This window comes from Burkholderia sp. AU38729 (assembly GCF_020419725.1).
Lineage (GTDB): Bacteria > Pseudomonadota > Gammaproteobacteria > Burkholderiales > Burkholderiaceae > Burkholderia.
Genome location: NZ_JAIZQO010000009.1, coordinates 152,421 through 178,686, shown reverse-complemented (window position 1 = coordinate 178,686; position 26,266 = coordinate 152,421). Strand labels below are relative to the sequence as shown.

The 26,266-nt window shown below is 67.3% G+C and carries 21 protein-coding genes and 7 tRNA genes; 20 read left to right on the top strand and 8 right to left on the bottom strand.

Annotation, left to right across the window (positions count from 1 at the left end):
* The first annotated feature begins 7 nt into the window (after positions 1-7).
* Both LGM56_RS23915 and LGM56_RS23910 read left to right on the top strand, forming a co-directional pair.
* On the top strand, positions 8-1,399 hold the full coding sequence (locus LGM56_RS23915) for a sensor histidine kinase (protein ID WP_226206924.1): 1,392 nt from the start codon (positions 8-10) through the stop codon (positions 1,397-1,399).
* Between the two features lie 19 nt (positions 1,400-1,418).
* Complete coding sequence (locus LGM56_RS23910) at positions 1,419-2,084, top strand: response regulator transcription factor (RefSeq protein WP_226206923.1); 666 nt, start codon at positions 1,419-1,421, stop codon at positions 2,082-2,084.
* Positions 2,085-2,158: 74 nt separating this feature from the next.
* Here the strand turns inward: LGM56_RS23910 and LGM56_RS23905 are convergent, their stop codons facing one another.
* The 4 genes from LGM56_RS23905 to LGM56_RS23890 form a co-directional block, all read right to left on the bottom strand.
* Positions 2,159-2,416 (bottom strand): DUF4148 domain-containing protein, encoded by a 258-nt coding sequence (locus tag LGM56_RS23905; protein ID WP_226206922.1) that lies wholly within the window; start codon positions 2,414-2,416, stop codon positions 2,159-2,161.
* Between the two features lie 110 nt (positions 2,417-2,526).
* Entirely contained in the window at positions 2,527-3,942 is a 1,416-nt protein-coding gene (locus LGM56_RS23900) for an efflux transporter outer membrane subunit (protein WP_226206921.1), read from the bottom strand.
* Positions 3,935-5,110 carry an efflux RND transporter periplasmic adaptor subunit gene (locus LGM56_RS23895; RefSeq protein WP_226206920.1) on the bottom strand — a complete coding sequence of 392 codons (1,176 nt, stop codon included), beginning with the start codon at positions 5,108-5,110 and terminating at the stop codon, positions 3,935-3,937. The genes LGM56_RS23900 and LGM56_RS23895 overlap by 8 nt, the downstream gene beginning before the upstream one ends.
* On the bottom strand, positions 5,100-8,318 hold the full coding sequence (locus tag LGM56_RS23890) for an efflux RND transporter permease subunit (protein ID WP_226206919.1): 3,219 nt from the start codon (positions 8,316-8,318) through the stop codon (positions 5,100-5,102). The genes LGM56_RS23895 and LGM56_RS23890 overlap by 11 nt, the downstream gene beginning before the upstream one ends.
* Positions 8,319-8,617: 299 nt before the next feature.
* Here LGM56_RS23890 and LGM56_RS23885 point away from each other — a divergent pair, with 299 nt between their 5' ends.
* From LGM56_RS23885 to LGM56_RS23860, 6 genes are all read left to right on the top strand, one after another.
* Entirely contained in the window at positions 8,618-8,983 is a 366-nt protein-coding gene (locus LGM56_RS23885; RefSeq protein WP_226206918.1) for a hypothetical protein, read from the top strand.
* A 139-nt stretch (positions 8,984-9,122) separates the two neighbouring features.
* Positions 9,123-10,994, top strand: a complete 1,872-nt coding sequence (locus LGM56_RS23880) for an extracellular solute-binding protein (protein WP_226206917.1) — start codon at positions 9,123-9,125, stop codon at positions 10,992-10,994.
* A 52-nt stretch (positions 10,995-11,046) separates the two neighbouring features.
* Positions 11,047-12,090: a microcin C ABC transporter permease YejB gene (locus tag LGM56_RS23875; protein ID WP_089440466.1), complete on the top strand. Its 1,044-nt coding sequence runs from the start codon at positions 11,047-11,049 to the stop codon at positions 12,088-12,090.
* A gap of 48 nt (positions 12,091-12,138) precedes the next feature.
* Complete coding sequence (locus tag LGM56_RS23870; RefSeq protein ID WP_089495126.1) at positions 12,139-13,236, top strand: ABC transporter permease; 1,098 nt, start codon at positions 12,139-12,141, stop codon at positions 13,234-13,236.
* Positions 13,233-14,855 carry an ABC transporter ATP-binding protein gene (locus LGM56_RS23865; protein WP_089495125.1) on the top strand — a complete coding sequence of 541 codons (1,623 nt, stop codon included), beginning with the start codon at positions 13,233-13,235 and terminating at the stop codon, positions 14,853-14,855. Before LGM56_RS23870 ends, LGM56_RS23865 begins: the two co-directional genes overlap by 4 nt.
* A gap of 128 nt (positions 14,856-14,983) precedes the next feature.
* Positions 14,984-15,658 carry a C40 family peptidase gene (locus LGM56_RS23860; protein ID WP_226206916.1) on the top strand — a complete coding sequence of 225 codons (675 nt, stop codon included), beginning with the start codon at positions 14,984-14,986 and terminating at the stop codon, positions 15,656-15,658.
* Between the two features lie 146 nt (positions 15,659-15,804).
* Here the strand turns inward: LGM56_RS23860 and LGM56_RS23855 are convergent, their stop codons facing one another.
* Complete coding sequence (locus LGM56_RS23855) at positions 15,805-16,719, bottom strand: patatin-like phospholipase family protein (RefSeq protein WP_089425949.1); 915 nt, start codon at positions 16,717-16,719, stop codon at positions 15,805-15,807.
* A 279-nt stretch (positions 16,720-16,998) separates the two neighbouring features.
* Between LGM56_RS23855 and gltX the strand changes: the two genes are divergently transcribed.
* The 9 genes from gltX to LGM56_RS23810 all read left to right on the top strand — a co-directional run bounded on the left by gltX (position 16,999) and on the right by LGM56_RS23810 (position 20,386).
* Positions 16,999-18,408, top strand: coding sequence for a glutamate--tRNA ligase (gene gltX, locus LGM56_RS23850; protein ID WP_089456440.1), 1,410 nt, complete (start codon positions 16,999-17,001; stop codon positions 18,406-18,408).
* Positions 18,409-18,536: 128 nt separating this feature from the next.
* Positions 18,537-18,612, top strand: a tRNA-Ala gene (locus LGM56_RS23845).
* A 138-nt stretch (positions 18,613-18,750) separates the two neighbouring features.
* Positions 18,751-18,826, top strand: a tRNA-Glu gene (locus LGM56_RS23840).
* Positions 18,827-18,905: 79 nt separating this feature from the next.
* Positions 18,906-18,982, top strand: a tRNA-Asp gene (locus LGM56_RS23835).
* 63 nt (positions 18,983-19,045) lie between these two features.
* A tRNA-Glu gene (locus LGM56_RS23830) sits at positions 19,046-19,121 on the top strand.
* 78 nt (positions 19,122-19,199) lie between these two features.
* Positions 19,200-19,276: transfer RNA gene (locus LGM56_RS23825), tRNA-Asp, on the top strand.
* A 66-nt stretch (positions 19,277-19,342) separates the two neighbouring features.
* Positions 19,343-19,418: transfer RNA gene (locus LGM56_RS23820), tRNA-Glu, on the top strand.
* A gap of 73 nt (positions 19,419-19,491) precedes the next feature.
* Positions 19,492-19,568 (top strand) — tRNA-Asp (locus LGM56_RS23815).
* Positions 19,569-19,921: 353 nt separating this feature from the next.
* A complete protein-coding gene (locus LGM56_RS23810) occupies positions 19,922-20,386 on the top strand; it encodes a GNAT family N-acetyltransferase (RefSeq protein WP_027787064.1) in 465 nt (154 codons plus the stop codon).
* A gap of 26 nt (positions 20,387-20,412) precedes the next feature.
* Here the strand turns inward: LGM56_RS23810 and LGM56_RS23805 are convergent, their stop codons facing one another.
* Positions 20,413-21,288, bottom strand: coding sequence for an AraC family transcriptional regulator (locus LGM56_RS23805; RefSeq protein ID WP_089495311.1), 876 nt, complete (start codon positions 21,286-21,288; stop codon positions 20,413-20,415).
* Positions 21,289-21,546: 258 nt separating this feature from the next.
* Here LGM56_RS23805 and LGM56_RS23800 point away from each other — a divergent pair, with 258 nt between their 5' ends.
* Entirely contained in the window at positions 21,547-21,960 is a 414-nt protein-coding gene (locus LGM56_RS23800; RefSeq protein ID WP_226206915.1) for a gamma-glutamylcyclotransferase, read from the top strand.
* Between the two features lie 134 nt (positions 21,961-22,094).
* Here the strand turns inward: LGM56_RS23800 and aceB are convergent, their stop codons facing one another.
* Positions 22,095-23,687 carry a malate synthase A gene (gene aceB, locus LGM56_RS23795; RefSeq protein WP_089440461.1) on the bottom strand — a complete coding sequence of 531 codons (1,593 nt, stop codon included), beginning with the start codon at positions 23,685-23,687 and terminating at the stop codon, positions 22,095-22,097.
* A gap of 67 nt (positions 23,688-23,754) precedes the next feature.
* Complete coding sequence (locus LGM56_RS23790; RefSeq protein WP_011352491.1) at positions 23,755-24,516, bottom strand: haloacid dehalogenase type II; 762 nt, start codon at positions 24,514-24,516, stop codon at positions 23,755-23,757.
* A 154-nt stretch (positions 24,517-24,670) separates the two neighbouring features.
* On the opposite strand from LGM56_RS23790, the gene LGM56_RS23785 reads away from it, so the two are divergent.
* Both LGM56_RS23785 and LGM56_RS23780 read left to right on the top strand, forming a co-directional pair.
* Positions 24,671-25,576 (top strand): LysR family transcriptional regulator, encoded by a 906-nt coding sequence (locus LGM56_RS23785; RefSeq protein WP_089495119.1) that lies wholly within the window; start codon positions 24,671-24,673, stop codon positions 25,574-25,576.
* A 159-nt stretch (positions 25,577-25,735) separates the two neighbouring features.
* On the top strand, positions 25,736-26,170 hold the full coding sequence (locus LGM56_RS23780; RefSeq protein ID WP_089425708.1) for a universal stress protein: 435 nt from the start codon (positions 25,736-25,738) through the stop codon (positions 26,168-26,170).
* The last annotated feature ends 96 nt before the right edge of the window (positions 26,171-26,266 follow it).

The following is a 26,266-nucleotide window of genomic DNA, read 5'->3' as shown; positions in this document are numbered from 1 at the left end:
GGCCCGGATGGATGCGGCTCGCGCGGCGAACTTCACGCGCCGCTGGCACACGACGACGTTTCGGTGGCTGTGCGCGTATGCGGCGATCTTCTCGGTTTCGCTGCTCGTGCTCGCGGGCGTGATCAGCGTGGCCGCGACGCACACGATGGCGCGCGACACCGACGAGGTGCTCGCGTGGCAACTGATCTATTTCGATTCGATTCCCGATGCCGAGCTGCCGCTCGCGATCCACCGGCGGCTCGAGCACGAGCACATGCATACCAGTTTCTACGGGCTGTTCGACGCGAACGGGCGCCGCGTGGCCGGGGACATCGCGACGCCGCCCGCGTTGCGCACGGATCGCCACGGACGCACGCTGAACCGCACGCTTGCGCCGCTCGACGGCCAGCCCGCGCCGATCACGCGCGCGATGGCGGTACGCCGCGACAACGGGATGACGCTGGTCGTCGCACGCGACCTGTCGCATTTCATCCAGATCCGCGATGTCGCGATCCGCGGGCTCGTGATCGGCGGCGTGATGATCCTGATCGCGGGCATCGCGGGCGGCAGCATGCTCGGCATGCGGCAGATGCGCCGGGTCGCCGCGATCCGGCGCGTCACGCGGCAGATCGCCGAGGGCGATCTCGGCAAGCGGCTGCCGGTCGGACGCTACGACGAACTCGACCTGCTCGCGCATCTCGTGAACCACATGCTCGACGAAGTCGAGCGGCTGATGGGCGAGGTACGTCATACCTGCGACGGCATCGCGCACGATCTGCGCACGCCGCTCGCACGCGTGCACACGATGCTGGCCCGGCTCGCGGAGCAGCCGTTTTGCGCGGACGACCCTGCGTCGTCGGCATTGCTCGCGTCGGCGCGCGACGAGACGGACCGCTTGCTCGAGCGCTTTCGCGCGATGCTGCGCATCTCCGAGATCGGCACGCTGAGCCGCCGTGGCGGCTTTGCCGCGGTCGACGTCGCGGCCTTGCTGCGCGACGTTTGCGAGCTCTATGAGCCGCTGGCCGAAGCCGTCGACGTGTCGTTCGAACTCGCCGCGACTTCGGTCGATCGCATTCACGGCGATCGCGCGTTGCTGTTCGAGGCATTCAGCAATCTCGCGGACAACGCGATCAAGTTCACGCCGCCGGGCGGCCGCGTGCGCGTCGCGCTCCAGTCAACGCTGAGCGGGCCGCTCGTGCGGATCGAGGACACCGGGCCCGGCATCCCGCCCGGCGAACGCGACGCGGTGCTCGAGCGCTTCTATCGCGGCGAGCGCACGCGCCATGTGAGCGGCTCGGGGCTTGGGCTGAGCATCGTCTCGGCGGTGATGCGCGTGCACGGCTTTGCGCTGCGGATCGGCGATGCACCGCTGGCCGGTGCGGCGATCACGGTCGAATGCTGGCCGCGCTCGCTCGCGTGACGGCGTCGGGGAACGAGCGATGCGCATCCTGCTGATTTCTTCGCCGAACCCGGAGGCGGCGCGGCTCGACAAGGCCTTTCGCGAGAGCACGCATGGCGTCGAGCGCGTCGATGGATGGCGCGATGGCTGCTTCGTGGCGACCCAGGACCGGTTCGATGCCATCGTGATCATTGCGCCCGACACCGCTGCCGACGCGGCGATGCTCGAGGCATTGCCGCGACTCGCCGCATCGGCCGGCGGCGCGACGATTGCCGCGATCGTGGCCGGCACGACACCTGCGCAGCGCGCGCGGATGTTGTTGGCCGGCTGCGACGTGTGTCTTGCCCATCCCTGTTCGTTCGTGGAGCTGCACGAGCGGTTGCGCGCGCTGTGGCGCCGCAAGGGCGTCATCGCGATGCGCGAGTCGGTTCGGCTCGACGTGGGTACGCGCGCACTCGAGGAGCAGGGCCGGAGGCTGGCGCTCAGCATGCGGGAATTTCGTCTCGTCGAATGCCTGCTGCGCGAAGCGGGGCGACCGGTCGGGCGCGATGCCGTGCTGCGTTATGCATGGGGCGATGCCGACGTCGAACCCGAGACGGTCAATGCGCTGGTCGTGCGGTTGCGGCGCAAGCTGGCCGCACATGCGTTTTCCGCGCGCATCGAAACGGTCGCGCGATTCGGGTTCAGGTTCGACGTGGGCGGGTGACGGAGCGGCATCGCGCCGTGCCTGGCAGATGGCACACATGCCGCGCGTCGTGCGGCAGGTTCGATTGCGTGCGCTCAGTGCGAATAGAGTTCGCGGTTGAGCTGCGCGAGCTGGCCGTCGCGTTCGGCGCGGACAAGTTCGCGATACACCTGCGCGCGTGTCAGCGGCGTGGCCGGTCGCGCGTTCCATGCCGGTTGCGACGACAACGATGCGGAAGCGGTCGCGGCGTACGTCTGCGGCGCAGTCGCGGTGTCGGGCTGCGTTGCGCTGGCCCGGCCGGGCAGCGCGACGCACAGGGCGGAGAGCAGGGTGGCGAACATCAATGTCTTCATGGCGTGATCCTTTTCAAGTGACAGTGGCCGGTGCTGCGATGACGATGCCGGCAGGATCGACGTTATCGAATGCGCCCGTGCGGGCACCGGGCGCGCCGATGAAGAAACGTTCATGAACGCGCGTCGTGCCAGCCGCCGCCGAGCGCACGCACGAGCCCGACGGATGCCTGCAGGCGTCGGGCGTCTACGTCGAGCGCCGCGATCTGCGTATCGAGTTCGGTCGTCTGCGCGGTGACCACGTCGAGATAGCTGACCGCGCCGTCGCGATAGCGCGACATCGCCAGCGCAAGCGAATGCCGCGCCGCGACGAGCGCCGCGTCGTCCTGATCCGATTCGTCGCCGAGGCGGTGCAACTGCGCGAGATCGTCCTCGACGTCGCGGAATGCCTGCAGCACGACCGCGCGGTAGCGCGCGCCCTCTTCGTCGAACTGCGCGCGCGCATGGCGTACGCCGGCGGCACGCCGGCCCCCGTCGAACAGCGTCATCGCGAGACGCGGCCCGATCGACCAGATCTCGTTGGGCGCGGCGAGCCACGGCGAAAACGTATCGCTCTGGAACCCGGCGTCGAGGCCGAGCGACAGGTCGGGAAAGTACGCGGCGCGTGCGACGCCGATCCGCGCGTTCGCGGCCGCGACGCGGCGTTCGGCGGCGGCGACGTCGGGCCTGCGTTCGAGCAGCGTCGACGCGAGTCCGGTCGGAATCGACGGCACGCCCGGCAGCGCCGCAACGGGCGGCAGCGAGAACGTCGACGCGGATTCCCCGACGAGTGCCGCGATCGCATGCTCGTCGAGCGCGCGACGAGCGGCGATGTCGGACGCACGCGCCTGGGCGAGCGCGAGTTGCGTTTGCGCACGCGAAACGTCGAGCCCCGATGCGAGGCCGCCGCGATGGCGACTGACCGTCAGTTGCCATGCACGACGGTACGTGTCGATCGTTTGCGCGAGCGTGTCCGCTTCACGGTCGAGCCCCGCGAGGTCGAAGTAGGTGCTGGCGACGGCGGCCTGCAGGCTGAGCCGGACCGACGCGAGGTCGTCGTCGGCCGCCTGCGCGTCGTCGCGGCCGGCCGCGACCGCGTTGCGGACCTTGCCCCAGAGATCGACGTCGTAACCGAATCCCGCTTCGAGCGTGTTCGACTCATAGGTGTCGGGCTGGCCGCTGCCGCGCAGCGGCCGGCGCGCGGACTGACGGTCGCGATCGGTCTCGGCATCGATGCCCACGGCCGGCAGCAACGCCGCATGCGCCTCGTCGAACAGCGCGGCGGCTTCGTCGTGCCTTGCGACGGCGGCGGCGAGGTCGGGATTCGCGCGTGCGACGAGCGGTTCGAGCCGGTCGAGTGTCGCGTCGCCGTACACGCGCCACCAGCCGTCACGCGGCAGGCGATCGGCTGGTACGGCATCGACCCACGCGCCCGTTTCGCGAAACGCGGTCGGCACCGGAACTGCTGGCGCGCGATAGGCCGGCGCCAACGAGCAGCCGGCGAGCAGCGCGACGCTGCCCAGCCACACAGCGAGCAGACGGTCAGCCATGCGCACGCTCCGTCGCCGTGGTGCCGGCGATACGCACGGGGTCGCCGTCCGCGAGCGAATCGGGCGGATTGTCGATCACGCGGTCGGTGGCCGCGAGCCCCGATGCGATCTCGACACGCGTGCCGAGATCGGTCGCGATCGATACGGTGCGCAGCCGCGCATGCCCGGTCGCATCGAGCACGGCGACTTGCAACCCGTCGTGGCGGAAGATCAGCGTGCTTGCCGGAATCGACAGCGCATGCGCGGCGCCGGGCATCGCGATCCGCACCTGCGCGTACTCGCCCGGGAACAGCGTGCCTGCTGGATTGGCGATCGAGAACTGCGCGAGCAGCGTGCCGGAAGCCGGATCGATCGATTGGGCGGAATCCGCGAGCGTGGCGTCGAACGTCATGCCGGGGCGCTCGGGCACGGTCAGCGCGACACGCATGCCTGCGCGGATCGCGGCCGCGTCGTCTTGCGGAATGTGGACGTACAGCCGCAGCCGCCGCGCGTCCGAGACGGTGAAGAGTTCGGCGCCGTTGCCGCTGCCCGCGTCGATCAGCGCGCCGACATCGGTCTTGCGGGCCGTCACGATGCCGTCGAACGGCGCGGTGAGCCGCTTGAACGATTCGAGCGCTTCGAGCCGTCGCACGTTGGCGGTGCTTGCCGCGACGGCCGCGCGTTTCGCGTCGAGGTCGCTGCGTTTCTCGTCGGCCTCCTGCTGCGAGACGGAATCCTGCGCGAGCATCTCGGCCCAGCGAGCGGCCGTGACGGCCGCAAGCCGTTCGTTCGCGTTCGCGCTCTGCAGGTCCGCGCGTGCCTGCTGCAATTGCTGGTCGAGATCGGGCGTGTCGATCGACGCGAGCAACTGGCCGGCTTTCACATGCGCGCCGATGTCGGCATACCACGCGTGCAGGTAGCCGGGCACGCGCGCGTAGATCGGCGCGTCGACGTACGCGTCGAGCCGGCCGGGCAGCACCAGCGCGTCGGCCGCGGCCGGCTGCGGCGCAACCGTCGCGACGGTCGGGATCGCCTGTTGCACGGTCCACGCGGCGACCGCGTGCGCATCGTGCATGCGGGCGACGAGGCCGGCCGCCGCGACGGTGAGCGCGGCGATGGCGCCCGCGATCGCGAGCGGTTTCAGGTAGCGCGGCGTGCCAGGAGGGCGGACTTCGAATTCAGTGGACATGCTGTTCTCCCGGAGTGAGGGGCAGGGATTCGGAACGAGGCGCGCGGTCGCGCCGGTGGACGAGGCTGAACACGACGGGCACGAACACGAGCGTCGCGACGGTCGCGCACAGCAGGCCGCCGATGACCGCGCGGCCGAGCGGCGCGTTCTGCTCGCCGCCGTCGCCGAGACCGAGGGCCATCGGCGCCATGCCGATGATCATCGCGAGTGCGGTCATCATCACGGGCCGAAAGCGCGTGAAGCCGGCTTCGAGCGCGGCGACGGCCGCATCGGCAGTGTGCGCGAGCCGTTCGCGCGCGAACGTCACCACGAGGATGCTGTTCGCGGTCGCGACGCCCATGCACAGGATCGCGCCGGTCAAGGCCGGCACCGACAGCGGCGTGCGCGTGACGAACAGCATCCAGACGATGCCGGCCAGCGCCGCGGGCAGGCCGCTCACGATCACGAATGCGTCGCGCCACGAATGGAAGTTGACGACGATCAGCAGGTAGATCAGCAGGATCGCGCCGGCGAGGCCCGCGAGCAGCCCGCCGAATGCGCCGTTCATCGTCTGTACCTGGCCGCGCACGGTCACGCGCGATCCCTTGGGCAAGCCGGCCGCGCTCGTGTGCAGTACGCGTTCGATGTCGGCGCTGACCGCACCGAGATCGCGGTCCTGCGTCGTCGCGAAGATGTCGTACAGCGGGGCGATGTCGTAGTGCGACACGACCGCGTCGGTCTGTCCGCGCACGATCGTCGCGAGCCCGCCGAGCAGTTGCGGCGCGCCCGAGCGGCCCGTTACCGGCAGCGCGCGCAGGTCCGCCAGCGATGTCATCCGGTACTGGGGCGTCTGCGCGACGATCGGATACGACACGCCGTTGTGCGGATCGAGCCAGTAGGTCGGCGACACCTGGCTCGTGCCGGACAGGCTCGCGACCACGGCATTGGTGACATCCTGCTCGGTGATGCCGAGTTGCGCGGCCCGCGTGCGGTCGACCGATACGGTGAACTGCGGATAGGTCGACGCCTGCTGCACGCGCGTATCGGCCACCCCCGGCACGCCGCGGATGCGCCGCAACAGCTCGGTCGCATAGGCGCGGTTCGCGGCGCGATCGGGGCCCGTCACCTGCACGTCGATCGGCGCGGGCGCACCGAAGTTGAGGATCTGGCTCACGATGTCGGCGGGCAGGAACGAGAACGTCACGCCGGGAAACGCACGCGGCAGCCGCGTCCGCAACTGCTTGACGTAGTCGGCGGTCGGCGCGTGGTCGCCCGAGAGCGACACGAGGATGTCGCCGTCCTGCGGGCCGATCGTGCCGCTGTTGCTGTACGTGAGGTTGATCCCGCTGTTCGGCAGCCCCATGTTGTCGACGATGCTCGCGATCGCGTGCGGCGGCACGACGCCGCGCACCGTCTGCTCGACGTGGTCGAACAGCGCGGCTGTTTCCTCGATGCGCGTGCCGATCGGTGCGCGCACGTGGATCGCGATTTCGCCCGCGTCGACCGACGGGAAGAAATTGCGGCCGAGCCACGGCACCAGCACGAACGACACGGCCACCGCCGCAAGGAACAGCGCGACGAAACGCGCGCGGTGGACGAGTGCGAGGCCGAGCACGACGCGGTAGCCGGCGCGCAGTGCCGCGAAGCGGCGCTCGAACCCCTGCTGGAACGCGACGAGCGGATTGCGCGCACGTGGCGGCGGGAACGGCGCGCCGTGCGGCGCGAGCGCGGCCGTCGGATGCGCGGCATGCGGTTTCAACAGGTAACGGGCCATCATCGGCACGAACGTGCGCGACAGCACGAACGACGCGATCATCGCGAAGATCACGGCTTCGGCCATCGGCACGAACAGGAAGCGGGCCACGCCGTCGAGCAGCAGCATCGGCACGAACACGATGCAGATGCACAGCAGCGACACGAAGGCCGGCGCGACGATCTGCGACGCGCCGTCGAGGATCGCATCGCGCACCGCCTTGCCCTGTTCGAGGTGCCAGTTCACGTTCTCGATCGTGACGGTGGCATCGTCGACGAGAATGCCGACCGCGAGCGCGAGCCCGCCGAGCGTCATCACGTTGAGCGTCTCGCCCGCGGCCGCGAGCGCCGCGATCGCGGCCAGCACGGCGAGCGGAATGGACGCCGCGATGATCAGCGTCGAGCGCCAACTGCCGAGGAACAGCAGGATCATCGCGGACGTGAGCGCGGCGGCGATCAGGCCTTCGCGCGCCACGCCGCTGACGGCGCCCTTGACGAACACGGACTGGTCGCCCATCACGACGAGCCTGAGCGACGGCGGCAGGGTCGCCTCGATGCGCGGCAACTGCGCCTTGACGCCCGAGATGATGTCGAGCGTCGACGCCGAACCGCTTTTCAGCACGCTCATCAGCACCGCGCGCCGGCCGTCGACGCGCACGATGTTGCCCTGCGGCGGATAACCGTCGCGCACGTGCGCGACGTCACGCATGAAGATCACCGCGCCGTTCACGCTCCGGATCGGCAGCGCATTGAGCTGGTCGATGGTCAGCGGGCTGTCGTTGAGCCTGATGTTGTACTCGAAGCCGCCGATCTTCTGCGTGCCGGCCGGGATGATCTGGTTCTGCTGCGCCAGCGCGGTCGCGACGTCCTGTGCGGACAGCCCCTTGGCCTGCAGCGCCTGCGGATCGAGATCGATCTGCACCTGGCGCACCTTGCCGCCGTACGGCGACGGAATTGCGACCCCCGCGACGGACAGCAACTGCGGCCGGATCACGTTGGTCGCGTAGTCGCCGAGCTGCTGTTCGTTCAGCGTGTCGCTCGTCAGCGCCAGCTGCAGCACGGGCACGGTCGATGCGTTGTAGTTGAGGATCTGCGGCGGCGTGGTGCCCGGCGGCATCTGCTTGAGTACCGTCTGCGAAATCGACGTGACCTGCGCGGTCGCGGTGCGGATGTCGACGCTCGGCTGGAAGAAGATCTTGACGATCCCGAAGCTGCGGAACGACTGCGACTCGATGTGCGCAACGTCGTTGACCGTCGTGCCGAGCGTGCGCTCGTAGTAGGTGACGATGCGTCCGGCCATGTCGGCCGGCTGCAGGCCTGCGTAGTTCCACATCACGCTGATGACCGGAATCCGGATGTCGGGGAAGATGTCGGTCGGCGTGCGCAGCGCCGCGAGCGGCCCCGCGATCAGGATCAGCAGCGCGAGGACGATGAACGTGTAGGGGCGCGCAAGCGCGAGTCGGACGAGTTTCAGCATCGGCAAGGTCTCCGCCGGCGCGGGGCGCCGGCCTGTCAGCGAAGTGCCGAAGCGCGGCGGGCGCCCGGTTCGGCTCGCGCAGTGTGCGTGGCGCCGCTTAACGCGGGGCGCGGGGCAGGATGAAAGATGTTTTAGGAATGGGGGGCGTGAGGGGGCGGGGCGGGCGTCGATTGTTACAAGACGTTAGCGCGGGCTTGCTGTTGCGATGCGGCGCATCAGTTCTTACAAAGTGGAAATATGCGGAGACGGCGCTTGCCGTTATAGTCGAATCACACATGAAACAACCAGAAGAGGAATCCATGAAGACCTTGCGTGTTGCCTCGCTCTTGACCGGTATGACGGCCTTGCTCGTGTCGGGCGCAGCAATGGCGGGAGTCAATGTCGGGATCAATCTCGGCGTTCCGGCGCCGGTCTACGTCGCGCCCGCACCCGTGTATGCGCCGCCGCCTCCGCCGCCGGTCGTCTATCAGCCTGCGCCGGTCTACGCGCCGGCCCCTGTGTATGCACCGGGACCGGCCATCGTGATCGGCTGGCACGGCGACCGCTACTGGGACGGCCGCCGCTACTGGGGCCGTGACGAGTGGTATCGCCATCACGGCCGTGGCTGGGGCGATCGTGGCGATCGTGGCCACTGGGACAACGGCCACCACAACGGCTGGCGCTGATCGGCAGGGCGCGCCCCTGATGCGCGCCTCCGATCCGCTCGTGAAGAAACCGCCCGCGTGGCGGTTTTCTTTTGGCTCGCTGGCTTGAATGGGTAGAATCGTCCCTCGTTACTCCCCTCATTCGACCGACAGGGCCTCTATGACGAAGGGTTCGCCCCGGGCCGCCGCCGCGCGCGTCCGCCGTGCGGCACGAACTGCCGGCCGCGCGGCCGCGGTGTTCGTGCTGCAAACGGTGCTGGCCGCGACCGCTGCGCACGCGGCCTACGCCATTGCGCAGTACGGCGAGCCGAAGTATCCGCCGGGCTTCAAGCATTTCGACTACGTCAACCCCGACGCGCCGAAGGGCGGCACGCTCGTGCTGGCGAACCCGAACCGGCTGACGTCGTTCGACAAGTTCAACCCGTTCACGATGCGCGGCAACCCCGCGCCGGGCATCGACATGCTGTTCGAGAGCCTCGCGACCGGCAGCTCGGACGAGCCGGCCTCCGCGTACGGGCTGCTCGCCGACGACATCGACATCGCGCCGGACCGCCGGTCGGTCACGTTTCACCTGAATCCGCGCGCGCGCTTCTCGAACGGCGAGCGCGTCACCGCCGACGACGTCAAGTTCTCGTTCGACACGCTGAAGAGCAAGCAGGCTGCGCCGCAGTTCGGCGCCTATTTCGCGGAGATCGCGAAGGCCGTGGTCGTCGATCCGGCCACCGTGCGCTTCGAGTTCCGCAGCGCGAACCGCGAATTGCCGCTGATCGCAGGCGGCGTGCCGGTGTTTTCCCGCAAGTGGGGATTGCGCGCGGACGGCTCGCGCATCCCGTTCGACCAGCTCGCGTTCGAGCAGCCGATCGGCAGCGGCCCGTACGTGATCGACCATTACGACAACGGCCGGACGATCACTTACCGGCGCAACCCGGCGTACTGGGGCGCCGACCTGCCGGTGCGGGTGGGCACCAACAACTTCGAGCGGATCGTCTACAAGCTGTACGGCGACGGCGTCGCGCGGCTCGAGGCGTTCAAGGCCGGCGAATACGACGTGCTCGTCGAGTACATCGCGCGCAACTGGACGCGCCGCGACGTCGGCAAGCGCTTCGACAACGGCGAGCTGGTCAAGCGTGAATTCCGCCAGCATAACGGCGCGGGCATGCAGGGCTTCTTCATGAACCTGCGCCGGCCGCTGTTTCGCGACGTGCGCGTGCGCCAGGCGCTCGACCTCGCGTTCGACTTCGAATGGCTGAACCGCCAGCTGTTCTACAGCGCCTACACGCGGATGAACAGCTATTTCGCCGACACCGACCTGCAGGCGACCGGCATGCCGGGCCCCGGCGAGCTGAAGCTGCTGGAGCCGCTGCGCGAGCAGCTCGACCCGGCCGTGTTCGGTCCGGTGGTCACGCAGCCGAACACGAATCCGCCGGGCTCGCTGCGCGCGAACCTGCTGAAGGCGCGCGCACTGCTCGCGCAGGCGGGCTGGACCTATCGGGACGGCGCGTTGCGCAACGCGAAGGGCGAGCCGTTCACGTTCGAGATCCTCGACGATTCCGGCGCGGCAATGGAAGGGATCGTGGCGGCGTATCAGCGCAATCTGGCGAAGCTCGGCATCGACGCACGTTTTCGCACGGCCGATTTCGCGCTGCTGCAAAAGCGTCTCGACGCGTTCGACTACGACATGACGACGATCCGCCTGCCGGGCGTGCAGGTGCCGGGTGCCGAGCAATACTCGCGTTACGCGAGCAAGTTCGCCGACGAGCCGGGCTCCGACAACTTCATCGGGTTGAAGTCACCGGCCGTCGACGCGCTGCTGCACGCGCTCGGTACCGCGCAGACGCGCGAAGACCTGCTCGACGCGACGCACGCGCTCGACCGCGTGCTGATGCACGGCTACTACGCGGTCCCGCAGTGGTACAGCACGACGCACCGGGTCGCGTACAAGCGCACGCTTGCCTATCCGCAGACGCTGCCGCTGTACTATTCGGCCGAGGGCTGGGTCGTGTCGACGTGGTGGGCGAAGCCCGATCACTGAACCGCGCCGCCCCAACGTCCCATCCCGCCTACCGATCGCGAGTCGACGCCCTATGTGGAGCTACATCCTCAAACGCCTGCTGCTGATGATCCCGACGCTCATCGGCGTGCTGACCCTCACGTTCGCGGTGATCCAGTTCGTGCCGGGCGGCCCCGTCGAACAGGCCGTGCAGGAATTGCGCAAGGGCGCGACGGAGCAGGGCGCGGTGCCGTTCGGGATGCGTGCGCACACCGGCGTCGACGCGCAGCAGCTCGCGCAGCTCAAGGCGCTCTACGGCTTCGACAAACCGCCGCTGGAGCGCTACTGGCTGATGCTCAAGCGCTTCGCGCGCTTCGATCTCGGCGAAAGCTACTTCCGCCACCAGAGCGTGTGGTCGCTGGTCGTGCAGAAGCTGCCCGTGTCGATCAGCATCGGGCTGTGGACGTTCTTCCTCACGTACCTGATATCGGTGCCGCTCGGCATCGCGAAGGCCGTGCGCAACGGCTCGCCGTTCGATGTCGCGACGAGCCTCGTCGTGCTCGTCGGCTATGCGATTCCGGGCTTCGTGCTCGGCGTGCTGCTGCTCGTGCTGTTCGGCGGCGGCTCGTTCTGGCAGCTGTTCCCGCTGCGCGGGCTCACGTCGGACAACTTCGCGCAGCTGTCGCTCGTCGGCAAGGTGCTCGACTATCTGTGGCACATCGCGCTGCCGATCACGGCGTCGGTCGTCGGCAGCTTCGCGGTCGTCACGATGCTGACGAAGAATGCGTTCCTCGACCAGATCCGCCGGCAATACGTGCTGACCGCGCGTGCGAAGGGGCTTTCCGAGCGCAACGTGCTGTGGAAGCACGTGTTTCGCAATGCGATGCTGCCGCTGATCGTCGGCTTTCCGGCTGCGTTCATCGGCGCGTTCTTCACCGGCAGCCTGCTGATCGAGACGCTGTTCTCGCTCGACGGCCTCGGGCTGCTGTCGTACGAGTCGGTCGTGCGGCGCGACTATCCGGTCGTGCTCGGCACGCTGTACCTGTTCACGCTGATCGGGCTCGCGACCAAGCTGATCTCCGATCTCTGCTATGTGTGGGTCGATCCGCGCATTCAATTCGACACCCTGGAGCGCTGACATGAAACCGTCCGTCTGCATGCCCGGCGTCACCGGGCGAGGTGCGCGATGAACCGGGCCGTCGTGTCCTCCCGCATCGACGCGGCGCGCGCCCGCGTGTCGCCGTCGCCCGCGCGCCGCGTATGGCAGCGCTTCAGGCAGCAACGCCTCGGCTACTGGAGCTTCGTGATCTTTTTCGTGGCCTTCGCCGTGAGCGTGGCGGCGCCGCTGTGGTCGAACGACAAGCCGCTCGTCGTGCGTTACGACGGCCAGACCTATTTCCCGCTGTTCCACGCGTATCCGGAGACGACCTTCGGCGGCGACTTCCCGACGCCGGCCGACTATCTCGATCCATACGTGCGCAAGCGGCTCGAGGCGCCCGGCAACTTCGTCGTCTACCCGCCGAACCGCTACTACTACGACACGCTGAACTATTTCTCGAACGTGCCGAACCCCGCGCCGCCGTCGCGTGCGAACTGGCTCGGCACCGACGCGCAGGGGCGCGACCTGCTCGCGCGGCTCGTGTACGGGTTCCGCGTGTCGGTCGAGTTCGGGCTGATCCTGACCGTGATCGGCACGCTGCTCGGGATCGCCGCGGGCGCCGTGCAGGGCTTCTTCGGCGGGCGCATCGACATCGTCGGGCAGCGGCTGATCGAGATCTGGAGTTCGCTGCCCGAGCTGTACCTGCTGATCATCTTCGCGTCGATCTTCGAGCCGAGCTTCCTGCTGCTGATCGTGCTGTTGTCGCTGTTCGGCTGGATCGGGCTCGCCGACTACGTGCGTGCGGAATTCCTGCGCAACCGCACGCAGGACTACGTGCGCGCGGCGCGCGCGATGGGCCTCACGAACTGGCAGATCATCTGGCGCCACGTGCTGCCGAACAGTCTCACGCCGGTGATCACGTTCCTGCCGTTCCGGATGAGCGGCTCGATCCTCGCGCTCACGAGCCTCGATTTCCTCGGGCTCGGCGTGCCGCCGCCGACCCCGAGCCTCGGCGAGCTGCTCGCGCAGGGCAAGGGCAACCTCGACGCGTGGTGGATCTCGCTGTCGACCTTCGGCGTGCTGGTCGCGACGCTGCTGCTGCTGACCTTCATGGGCGATGCGCTGCGCAACGCACTCGACACGCGGATCGCCGATTCGGTGCGCGCGGCGGGAGGCCAGCGATGAGCGAACCGGTCGTATCGACGCAGCGCGAGCCGCTGCTGGCGCTCGAGCATCTGCACGTGCGCTTCGGCGACACGGTCGCGGTGGACGACGTGACGCTCGCGATCGGCCGCGGCGAGCGCGTCGCGCTGGTCGGCGAGTCGGGGTCGGGCAAGAGCGTGACCGCGCTGTCGATCCTGCGGCTGTTGCGCGACGCGGACGTGAGCGGCACGATCCGCTTTGCCGGGCAGGACCTGACGGCCAAGAGCGAGCGCGAGATGCGCGGGTTGCGCGGCTCGGACATCGCGATGATCTTCCAGGAGCCGATGACCGCGCTCAACCCGCTGTATACGATCGGCGTGCAGATCGGCGAGACGATCGTGCTGCACGACGGCGTCTCGGCGGTCGAGGCGCGCAAGCGCGCGATCGCGTTGCTTGCGCGCACGGGCATCGCGGAGCCGGAGAAGCGCGTCGACAGCTATCCGCACCAGTTGTCGGGCGGCCAGCGCCAGCGCGCGATGATCGCGATGGCGCTCGCCTGCCGGCCGCGGCTGCTGCTGGCCGACGAGCCGACCACCGCGCTCGACGTGACGATCCGCGCGCAGATCGTCGACCTGCTGCTGGAATTGCAGCGCGAGGAGGCGGAAAAGCGCGGCATGGCGATCCTGCTGATCACGCACGACCTGAATCTCGTGCGGCACTTCGCGGATCGTGTCGCGGTGATGGAGCACGGCCGGCTCGTCGAGAGCGGGCCCGTCGAACGGATCTTCGCGGAACCCGAGCATCCGTACACGCAGCGGCTCTTGAACAGCCGGCCGCAACGCGCGGTCACGCCGGTGATGCCGATCGCGCCCGTCGTGCTCGACGCGCAGCACGTGAGCGTGCAGTTCGCACGCAAGCGGCCGGGCATCGCGGGCTGGTTCGGCTCGGTGCCGGTGACGGCCGTAGCCGACGTGTCGGTGTCGGTGCGGCAGGGCGAGACGCTCGGCATCGTCGGCGAATCGGGGTCGGGAAAGTCGACGCTCGCGATGGCGCTGCTCGGCCTGCAGAAGACGGCCGGCGGCACGATCGAATTCCAGGGGCGCGCGCTGTCGACCTATCGCGGCCGCGAACAGACCGCGCTGCGCTCGAACATGCAGGTCGTCTTTCAGGATCCGTTCAGTTCGCTTTCGCCGCGTCACACGATCGAGCGGATCGTCGGCGAAGGGCTCGAGCTGCATCGCCCGGACATGACGCCCGACGCGCGGCGTGAGAAGTCGCTCGCGGTGCTGCGCGAAGTCGGCCTCGACCGCACGGTGCTGCACCGTTATCCGCACGAGTTCTCGGGCGGGCAGCGCCAGCGGATCGCGATCGCGCGGGCGCTGGTGCTGGAGCCGCGCATCCTGATCCTCGACGAGCCGACGTCCGCGCTCGACGTGTCGATCCAGCAGCAGGTGCTGAAACTGCTCGCGAATTTGCAACAGAAATACAACCTCGGCTATGTCTTCATCAGCCATGACCTCGAGGTGATCGGGGCGATGGCGCACCGCGTCGCGGTGATGCAGGACGGGGCTGTCGTCGAGTCGGGAGAAGTGGCCGACATCTTCGCCAGGCCGTCACATCCTTACACACAAAAGCTGTTGAAAGCGGTCTGGAAAGCGTGATAGGCGGCCAATGGTCTGACTATCTCGATTGTATTTATTAATTTGTTTTGACAAACGATTACGCGCTGGCTAGTATCGACCGAAATTTTCCGCCAATCAGCTGATTTTTAAGCACATTCCATCGACCAATGCAGCATCGATCCCTGACCCAGGCATGCGCGCGCACCATCGCCGGGCTGTTCATCGGCGCCCTGTTCGCAGCAGCACCCGGCGCGTTCGCCGACGAAGTCAGCAGTTTTAACCAGAATGTCACGAATTCGACGCAGACCGCGTCGAATGCCTCCCTCCAGCAGACCAGCGCGCAGCCGTCGAGCGGCGGCGCGAAGTCGTTCCTCGCGGGCATGGCCGGCAAGGCGGGCGACGTGGTCGTCGGCGCGCTGAACATGATCGGCGTGCGTTATCGCTGGGGCGGCAACTCGCCGGATTCGGGCCTCGACTGCAGCGGCTTCGTGCGCTACGTGTTCCAGGACACCCTCGGCATGTCGCTGCCGCGTCGTGCGGAAGAGATGAGCCGCGTCGGCGAGAAGGTGAGCATGAGCAACCTCAAGCCGGGCGATCTCGTGTTCTTCAACACGATGCGCCGTACGTTCTCGCACGTCGGCATCTACATCGGCGACAACAAGTTCGTGCACTCGCCGTCGACGGGCAGCACCATCCGCGTCGACGATCTCGACAGCGGCTACTGGGAAAAGCGTTTCACCGGCGCGCGCCGGCTCGAATCGGAGTTCCCGATGAAGCCGGAAGACCTGCGTCAGCGCGTGCGCGCGACGATCGGCGACGATTCCGCGAACGGCAACAACTGACGTTCGACGGCCGGTCCGGCCGGATCGAAAAAAACCCTGTCACCGAAAGGCGGCAGGGTTTTTTGTTTTGGGGCGGTGCGAACGGCGGGCTGAAAACCGTCGCGCCGTCGGCGGGCCGGCGCGCGCCGGCCTGTGCATCGCGTGCGTTACGCGGCCGCCACGCCGCGTGCTGCCGCGAGCTTGCGCTGCAGTTCCGGCATGATGCGCGCGACGGCTTCCTCGCCCGCGAGAATCGCCGCGTTGCGCTGGTTGAAGTCGCTGCCGCCCATCGCGTTGAGGTTCGGGCGAATCACGACGTCCGCGTACTTGTCGAGCTCGTAGGTCTTGATCGTCTGGCCCATGATCGTGAAGGTCTGCAGCAGCATCTCGATCGGGTTGTTGGTTGCCGCGCCGTCCGGCCGGGACGAGATGTCGACCGCGATCACGAAGCTCGCGCCCATCTTGCGCGCATACGACGCCGGCACCGGGCTCACGAGGCCGCCATCCACATACTCGCGGTTGCCGATCTTCACCGGCTCGAACACCGACGGCACGCTGCACGATGCACGCACCGCGAGCCCCGTATTGCCTTGCTGGAACAGGATCGGCTGGCCGTTTTGCAGATCGGTCGCGACGATGCCGAGCGGCTTCGCCATCTTCTCGATCGGCCGGTTGTTGAGTGTCTTGTTCAGGAAGTTCTGCAGCGCCACGCCTTGCAGCAACCCGCGCGAGCGGAACGGCAGCGCCCAGTCGCTGATCGCCGCCTGGTCCATGTCGAGCGCGATCTTGTTGATCTGAAGGGCGCTCATGCCCGATGCATAGAGTGCGCCGACCACCGAGCCCGCGCTCGTGCCCGCGACGATCTCGATCGGGATGCCGCGCGCCTCGAGCGCCTTCAGCACGCCGATGTGCGAGAAGCCGCGCGCGGCGCCGCCGCCGAGGGCGATGCCGATCTTCACCGGCTTTTCCTGCGGCAGTGCGGCGCCGGGGCGGGATTTGTCGCCGAACGACGTGCAGGCGGCGAGGCTGGCGGAAGCGGCGGCGATCGTGAAGTGGCGGCGCGACAGGCGAGGGGACGACATCGAATGGTTCTCCGGCGGCTTGGCGGCGGGTGTCACGGCCCGCGGCGGCGATAGGTTCCGAGCGGCCGCGCAGCGGTTCCGTGCGGCCGGCGCCGCGCCGGCTGGCGGCCGCGGCGCGCACATCATAAAGCAAGCGGCGCGCTTGGCGCGATGTCCGGCGCGAGTATAATTCCGGCTTCTTTCCCGTTCCGGGCGTCGCCGGCCCCGTTGCTGTCCGGGCTGCCGCCGTCGATCCCGCGTCGAATCATTCATGCGCCCCAGGCGTTCGAGTTACCGTTTATGACCCGTCCTGTCCGTACCCGCTTCGCGCCGAGCCCCACCGGCTTCATCCACCTCGGCAACATCCGCTCCGCACTCTATCCGTGGGCGTTCGCCCGCAAGATGAAGGGCACGTTCGTGCTGCGCATCGAGGACACCGACGTCGAGCGCTCGTCGCAGGAAGCGGTCGATGCAATTCTCGAAGGGATGCAATGGCTCGGCCTGGATTTCGACGAAGGCCCGATCTACCAGATGCAGCGGATGGACCGCTATCGCGAGGTGCTCGCGCAGATGCTCGAGAAGGGTCTCGCGTACCCGTGCTACATGTCGGCCGAGGAGCTCGACGCGCTGCGCGAACGCCAGCGCGAGGCCGGCCTGAAGCCGCGCTACGACGGCACGTGGCGTCCGGAACCCGGCAAGGTGCTGCCGGAGCCGCCGGCCGGCGTCAAGCCGGTGCTGCGTTTCCGCAATCCGTTGACCGGCACGGTCGTGTGGGACGACGCGGTGAAGGGGCGTGTCGAGATCTCGAACGAGGAGCTCGACGACCTCGTGATCGCGCGCCCGGACGGCACGCCGATCTACAACTTCTGCGTGGTGGTGGACGACATGGACATGGGCATCACGCACGTGATCCGTGGCGACGACCACGTGAACAACACGCCGCGCCAGATCAACATCCTGAATGCGCTCGGCGGCGAGCCGCCCGTCTATGCGCACCTGCCGACCGTGCTGAACGAGCAGGGCGAGAAGATGAGCAAGCGGCATGGCGCGATGAGCGTGATGGCGTATCGCGACGCGGGCTTCCTGCCTGAAGCCGTCGTCAACTATCTCGCGCGCCTCGGCTGGTCGCACGGCGACGCCGAGATCTTCTCGCGCGAGCAGTTCGTCGAATGGTTCGATCTCGAGCATCTCGGCAAGTCGCCCGCGCAGTACGACCACAGCAAGCTGAGCTGGCTGAACGCGCATTACATCAAGGAAGCCGACAACGCGCGCCTCGCCGAGCTGGCGAAGCCGTTCCTCTCCGCCCTCGGCATCGACGATGCGGCGATCGCGACGGGCCCTGCGCTCGAAGCCGTGGTCGGGCTGATGAAGGATCGTGCGACGACGGTCAAGGAGATCGCGGAAGGCGCCGCGATGTTCTATCGTGTGCCGGCACCGGAAGCCGATGCGCTCGCGCAGCACGTGACCGATGCGGTGCGTCCGGCGCTGGCCGATCTCGTCGCGGCGCTGAAGGCGGCCGACTGGACGAAGGAGGCCGTGTCCGCCGCGTTGAAGTCGACGCTCGGCACGCACAAGCTGAAGATGCCGCAACTGGCGATGCCGGTGCGTCTGCTGGTGGCGGGTACGACGCATACGCCGTCGATCGATGCGGTGCTCGTGCTGTTCGGCCGCGATGTCGTGGTGTCGCGCATCGAGGCGGCGCTGGCCTGAGGTTCGGGGGCGAGCGAAGCTGCTCGTGCGTGACATCGCGGCAGCTTCGCAAAAAATTTCGTTCGAATCGCAAAAAGGGTATTTACAAGTTCGAAGTAGCTCCATATAATCTCATTTCTGTTCTGCAAGGGGGTATAGCTCAGCTGGGAGAGCGCTTGCATGGCATGCAAGAGGTCAGCGGTTCGATCCCGCTTACCTCCACCATCAGAACAAGCTGAGTTGATTTGCGAAGCACGGGTAGTAATAAATGCTTCACAAAATGATTTAAAGCAGTTAGAATTTCGGCCTTCGCTGTTGATTGAAAAGTGAATAGCGAAAGTCAGACAGATCTGAAAAGATTTTGTCCCCTTCGTCTAGAGGCCTAGGACATCACCCTTTCACGGTGAGTACAGGGGTTCGAATCCCCTAGGGGACGCCAGATTCAGCGGCGTTTCGTAGAAATGTCGCAACGCTTGCAGGAACGTAACCGACGTCCTGCGGGTGAGGGTAAGAAAGCTGGAGCGGTAGTTCAGTCGGTTAGAATACCGGCCTGTCACGCCGGGGGTCGCGGGTTCGAGTCCCGTCCGCTCCGCCAGAACGAAGCCCGTTCAAGACGTTTTTGAGCGGGCTTTTGTATTAAGGATGTAAGCAGTACGTTGTCCCCTTCGTCTAGAGGCCTAGGACATCACCCTTTCACGGTGAGTACAGGGGTTCGAATCCCCTAGGGGACGCCAGATTCAGCGGCGTTTCATCGAAGTGTCGCAACACCTGCAGGAACGTGACGATGTCCTGCAGGTGCGAGCAAGAAAGCTGGAGCGGTAGTTCAGTTGGTTAGAATACCGGCCTGTCACGCCGGGGGTCGCGGGTTCGAGCCCCGTCCGCTCCGCCAGAACGAAGCCCGTTCAAAGAACGTTTTTTGAACGGGCTTTTGCATTAAAGATGTAAGCAGTACGTTGTCCCCTTCGTCTAGAGGCCTAGGACATCACCCTTTCACGGTGAGTACAGGGGTTCGAATCCCCTAGGGGACGCCAGATTTCGGCGTCGTTCGAACAAACGATGCGCCGGCAGGAAGCAACCGACGCCTGCCAGGCAAGTAGCAAGACTGGAGCGGTAGTTCAGTCGGTTAGAATACCGGCCTGTCACGCCGGGGGTCGCGGGTTCGAGTCCCGTCCGCTCCGCCAAAAAAATGAAGAAGCCCGCCTTGTGCGGGCTTTTTCATTTGCATCGTCTGTTGCGCCCGCTTGCGGGCGCGTGACTGCGGAGTGGAGGAAGCTGCCTGCGCAGCTTCCGGCGGGACTCGAAGGGCTGCGCTTGCAAGCGCAGCCGCGGCCTGCGGTATGTAGGCGAGTCCCGTCCGCTCCGCCAAAAAAATGAAGAAGCCCGCCTTGTGCGGGCTTTTTCATTTGCGTTTCCGGTTGTGCCCACTGGCCGCGTAACCTCCGGTCATCCGGTGTCGAGCCGCTACGAGAAATCCGCGATTGCATCCGCACGCGACTGCGCTATCGTGGCGGGATGCGTTCTTGACCCCTGCGCGATGCTCGATCCGACCGACCTGCGACTCCTGTATCAGCTCCGGCCCGCGGAGGCTGGCGATTTTCCGTTTGCCGAAGCGCTGACGCACGGCAACATGGGCGGTTACTACAAGCGCCATGGGCTCGTGTGGCGCAGCGACCTGTTCTACGCGAGCTGGCGCGAATCCGAGAACTTCATCCTCGAGGCCGACGGCGAGCGCATCGGCGTGCTGCGCGTGACCGAGGAGGGCGACTCGCTGCACATCCGCGACGTGCAGATCGCGGCCGGTCATCGCGGGCAGGGCGCCGGCACCTACATGCTCGACATGTCGCACCGCTGGGCGCGTGCGCGCGGGCTGCACGAACTGCAACTGCGCGTGTTCGTCGACAATCCGGCCGCGCGTCTCTACCTGCGCATGGGCTATCAGGTTGCTGGGTCGCGGCTCGCGCAACTGGGCTCGATCCGCCACATGGTGCGACCGGTCTGAAGTCCTGACGACCTGAAGCGACGCGTTCAGCGGGCAGCGTCGATCGCGTCGTCGTCCGGCATTTCGTCGTCCGCGCGGCTGCCTTCCGGGCCGCGGTGCTCGTAGCCGCGCAGCATGAATGCGCGCGGGCTTTCGCCGAATGCACGCCGGAACATCGCCGAAAACGCGCTCTGGCTCTGGTAGCCGAGTTCGCGCGCGATATGCGACAGCGGACGCCCCTGGTTCAGCAGCGGAATGGCCCGCGCCAGCAGCGCCTGCTGGCGCCACTGCGAAAAGCTCACCCCCAGTTCCTGCTTGAAGAGCCGCGAAATCGTGCGCGTGCTGGCGCCGACCTCGCCGGCCCAATGCTCGAGCGACTCCGCGTGGGCCGGATGCGCGAGGACCGATTCGCACAGCATGCGCAGCCTTTTTTCGTCGGGCATCGGCACCGCGAGCGGCAGCGGCTCGGCGTGACTCAGCTCGTCGAGCACGAGCCCGCACAGCAGGCGCTCGCGCGTGGTGCTCAGGTCGCGCGCGTCGAGTGCGACGATCAGTTCGCGCAGGAGTCCCGTCACTTCGACGACGCGGCACGCGTCGAGCCCGTCCGGCACGATCGACTCGTCGATATACAGCGTGCGCAGATACGCCTCCTCGACGATCACGACCTCATGCGTCACGCGCGGCGGCACCCAGATCGCGCGGGACGGCGGCACCATCCAGGTCGTGCCGGTCGTCGCGACGCGCAGCACGCCGCGCGACGCGTACGCGAGCTGCGCCCACGCGTGCGTATGCAGCGGGATGCGGTGCCCGGTATCGACCTGCCGCGCGCGCACGCGCATCGGATGGACGGCGGTCGGCGCGAATTCGGGCGGAATGTCGATGACGTACGGGTTCGGTACGTCGGCTTGGAACGGCGGGTTCATGGACGATTCGGGCAGCGCGGCGGCGATGCCGTTATTGTAGAAGGCGCCGCGAAAGTGCACGCGGCGGTTTGTCGGGCGATCATGCCGCGTTCAAATGAACTTTGTGTGGGGCTCCGGCGATTTCCGGACTGCCCCGGGGCCGCGCGCGCTGGCGGGTTCGAACCATTCGGCCGGTATCGTGGTCTATCGATGCGCGGGCGGTTTCGCCACGAATCGCGTGCGAACACGACAACATACGAATCAAAGAGGAGAACCACGATGCGCTACGTATTCGTCTACGGCACCTTGAGAAACGGGGAGGCCAACGACATCGACCACGCGGCCGCCCGGCACGGGATTGCCGCGCCGACGCTGCTCGGTGCCGCCGCGCTGCCGGGCGAACTGTACGATTTCGGTACGTATCCGGGAATGATTGCCGGGTTGGCCGGCAAGTCGCTGGTATGGGGCGACGTCTACGAGGTCGACGACCGGCTCGTTCCCGTGCTCGACGAGATCGAGCGCGTGTATCCGGGCGTCGACTCGCTGTTCAAGCCGGAAGACGTGACCGTCGAGCTCGGCGGCCGGCAGTACGCCTGCCTTTACTATCCGGTCGCCGCGCACGCGATTGCCGGGCGTCCGCGCATCGCGTCAGGCGACTGGGTTCAGCACCGGCGCGAGCGGGAAGCGGTGTGACGGGTTGTGCGGCAGCCGCGGTAGCGGATCCTGTCGCAAAAGAAGAAGCGCCCCTCGGGGCGCTTTTTTGATGCCGTCATCGCACGCGACCGACGCCGACGCAGGGTCGGCCCCGGTCGAGGCGCGCAACTACGTCAGATTTCCTCGTACAGCGGCAGCGTCAGGAATTCGGTGAAGCCTTCCGACGTCGACATCTGCTCGAAGATCGCCGCAGCGCGCTCGTACGGCTGCGTGTTGCCGCCGACCGAGCGCTTCACGTTGTCGAGTTCGGCCTTCGAAAGTTCACGCACGAGTTCGGCGGTGACCTTGCGACCGTCGTCGAGCACGCCCTTCGGCGAGCGGATCCATTGCCACACCTGCGAACGGGAGATTTCGGCCGTGGCCGCGTCTTCCATCAGGTTGTGGATCGGCACGCACCCGTTGCCGTCGAGCCATGCGCCGAGGTAGTGGATGCCGACGTTGATGTTGTTGCGCAGGCCGGCTTCGGTGATCGGCGCTTCCGGCTGGAAGTCGAGCAGGTTCTTGCCCTCGACCTGCACGTCGTCGCGCTGCTTCGCGATCTGGTTCGGCTTGTCGCCGAGCACCTTGACGAACTCTTCCATCGCGATCGGCACGAGGCCCGGGTGGGCCACCCAGCCGCCGTCGTAGCCGTCGGTCGCGTCGCGCTGCTTGTCCGAGCGCACGCCGCCCATCGCCTTGTCGTTCGCTTCCGGATCGTTCTTGATCGGGATCAGCGCGCTCATCCCGCCGATCGCCGGCGCATTGCGCTTGTGGCAGGTCTTCAGCAGCAGCAGCGCGTACGCGCGCATGAACGGCACCGTCATCGTGATCTTCGAACGCTCGGCGAGGCAGAAGTCGCGGTCGTTCTTGAACTTCTTGATGGCCGAGAAGATGTAGTCCCAGCGGCCGGCGTTCAGGCCCGAGCTGTGTTCGCGCAGTTCGTACAGGATTTCGTCCATCTCGAACGCGGCGAGGATCGTCTCGATCAGCACCGTCGCGCGGATCGTGCCGCGCGGCACGCCGACGCCTTCCTGCGCGGCGACGAAGATGTCGTTCCACAGGCGTGCCTCGAGATGGCTTTCCATCTTCGGCAGGTAGAAGTACGGGCCCGAGCCGCGCGCGAGCAGTTCCTTCGCGTTGTGGAACAGGAACAGCGCGAAATCGAAGATGCCGCCGGACACGCGCTGGCCGTCGACCGTCACGTGCTTCTCGTCGAGGTGCCAGCCGCGCGGACGCACGATCAGCGTCGCGACCTTGTCGTTCAGCCGGTACGACTTGCCGTTCTGCTCGAGCGAGATCGTGCGGCGCACCGCGTCTTTCAGGTTGATCTGGCCGTCGATCTGGTTCGTCCAGCTCGGCGCGTTCGAATCCTCGAAGTCCGTCATGTACGAATCGGCGCCCGAGTTCAGCGCGTTGATGATCATCTTGCGCTCGACGGGGCCCGTGATCTCGACACGGCGGCATTGCAGGTCGGCCGGCAGCGGCGCGACCTTCCAGTCGCCTTCGCGGATCGCCTTCGTCTCGGCCAGGAAGTCGGGGCGCTCGCCCGCGTCGAGGCGTTTCGTGCGCTCGACGCGCGCCTGCAGCAGCGCCTGGCGGCGCGGCTCGAACGTGCGGTGCAGCGCGGCAACGAGTGCGAGCGCTTCGGGCGTCAGGATTGCTTCGTAACCCGGCTTGATTTCGCCGGTGATCGCCATGCCTTGCGGCAGCGTGATCGGGGTGCTCATGAGTCTCATCTCCTTGGTCGGTCAGTTGCGGTTTCGGTGAAGGGGGAAGGCGGCAGCGCTGCGAACGTCATGCACCCGGGCTGGGGCGCGTGCGGTTTGCGGGTCTGCCGGACGGAGCCGGGGTGGCGAGGAATGCGAGCAGGTCGGCCATGCCGGTGCCGGTGCCGTCGGGCGGCGCGCCGAGTTCCTCGGCGGGCGCGCCCGTGCGGTTGAGCCAGAACGTCGTGTAGCCGAACCAGACGGCGCCGGCGACGTCCCACGCGTTCGACGACACGAACACGATGCCGCGCCGGTTCGGTCCGAACGCGTCGGTGCCGAGCGCGTAGGCGGCGGGGCTCGGCTTGTACGCGCGTACGGTGTCGGCGGACAGCACGCGATCGAACAGCCCGGACATGCCGGCGCTCTTGATCGCGATGTCGAGCATCTGCGGCGTGCCGTTCGACAGGATCCCGAGTGGCGGGCGCGGATCGAGCGCGCGCAGCTTGCGCAGCGCCGGCACCGTATCGGGATAGGTGGACAGGCACGCGTATTCGTCCATCAGCCGCTTCTCGGCCGCGCTGTTCAGCGCGAGCCCGAGCCGACGCGCGGCGAAGCGCAGCGCGTCGAGCGTGATGTCCCGGAACGGGCGATAGCGGGCGCCGGCCGGATCGGCGAGCGTGCGCAGTTGCGAGTATTCGATTTGCTTGCGTCGCCACAACTGCGACAACCGTTCCCCGTGACCGGGAAACATCTGCTCCGCCGCGGCCAGGACCGCACGCACGTCGAACAACGTGCCGAATGCGTCGAAGAGGATTGCGTCGGGAGAGGAGAGTGTCGTTGTGGCCGACATAGCCTTGCGCTCCAGTTTCAGAGGTCAGGTGAATTCTATTCGTGATCGTATGTGCTAAAAAAGACGCTAAACATCACTTGATCTTTTACTTTCATCTACCTAATCTTGAGCGGTTTAAGCTATTTGAAGGGCAGCGGAGCCGCCCCCGCGAGTCATGGACCGATTCAAGCAGATCGAAACGTTCGCCGCGGTCGCGGCAAAGGGCAGCCTGTCGGCGGCCGCGCACGCGGAAGGGGTCGCGCCGGCGATCATCGGCCGCCGGCTCGACGCGCTCGAGGAGCGGCTTGGCGTGAAGCTGCTGGTGCGCACGACGCGCAAGCTCACGCTGACGTTCGAGGGCTCGGCGTTCCTCGAGGATTGCCAGCGTGTCATCAACGACATGCAGAACGCGGAGGCGAGCGTGTCCGCCGGCGGCGTCAAGGCGAGCGGCCACCTGCGCATCTCGGCGCCGGCGGGCTTCGGCCGGCGGCACGTCGCGCCGCTCGTGCCCGAATTCAGCGTCGGGCATCCGGATGTCTCGGTCACGCTCGACCTGTCCGACCGGATGGTCGACCTCGTCAACGAGGGGTTCGATTGCGCGGTGCGGCTCGGCGAGCTGCCCGACTCGTCGCTCGTGTCGCTGAAGCTCGGCGAGAACCGTCGCGTGTGCGTCGCTTCGCCCGCTTATTTGGCTCGACGCGGCACGCCGGTCACGCTTGCCGAGCTGGCGCGGCACAACTGCCTCGCGCTCGCGGCAAACGCGAACCAGCAACGCGGCTGGGTGTTCCAGGAGGACGACAAGGTCGTGTCGATCCGCGTGAACGGCACGATGGAGTGCTCGGACGGTGCGGTGCTGCACGAGTGGTGCCTCGAAGGCCACGGCCTGGCGTGGCGCTCGTGGTGGGAGGTCGGCGAGGACATCGCGGCCGGCCGGCTCGTCAGCGTGCTCGACGCATTCGCCGCCCCGCCGATCGGCATCCACGCGGTGTTTCCGCAACGTCGGCATCTGCCGCTGCGCGTGCGGCTGTTTCTCGATTACCTGAAGCACACGTACGAGCGGCCCGGTTATTGGGGCGAGTAGGCGGCGGCCAGCCGCGCGTTTCCGATATGAGGGCGAACCCGCTGCGCGGCCCGGCCGCGTGTTTTCACGTCCTACAATCGAAACAGGCATGCCCCACGCGACGCAGCCGGACCGCCCGGACGCGCGGCGCGCGGAGTGCGATTGACGAAGGAGGGCGCGATGTTCCGGCACATCCTCGTTCCAACCGACGGTTCCGAACTGTCGCAGAAGGCGATCGACGGCGCGATCGACCTGGCGCGTGCGGTCGGTGCGCGCGTCACGGCGTACGCGTGCCTGCCGCAGTATCCGTACTCGCCGTTTTCCGAAGTGATCATCGAGCCGCCCGCCGATTTCCGGGCGCGCAGCGAGCGCGAGGCGCGTGCGCACCTCGACGAGGTCGAATCGGCCGCGAAGGCGGCCGGCGTCGAGTGCGACACCTGGACGAGCGTGCATCCGTCGCCGTATCTCGGCATCATCGAGGCGGCCGAACGCGGCGGCTGCGACGTGATCTTCATGGCGTCCCACGGACGCCGCGGGCTCGGCAGCTTGCTGATCGGCAGCGAGACGCAGCGCGTGCTGACCCATACGAAAATTCCGGTGATCGTGTATCGGTAGGGCGGCGCCCTGGAAAAAGGGCGCGCCGGACGGAGCCGGCGCGCATCGTTGCTGGCGGCCCGCAGGCCGCGCGGCCGGTCGCGCGATCGGTGTCGC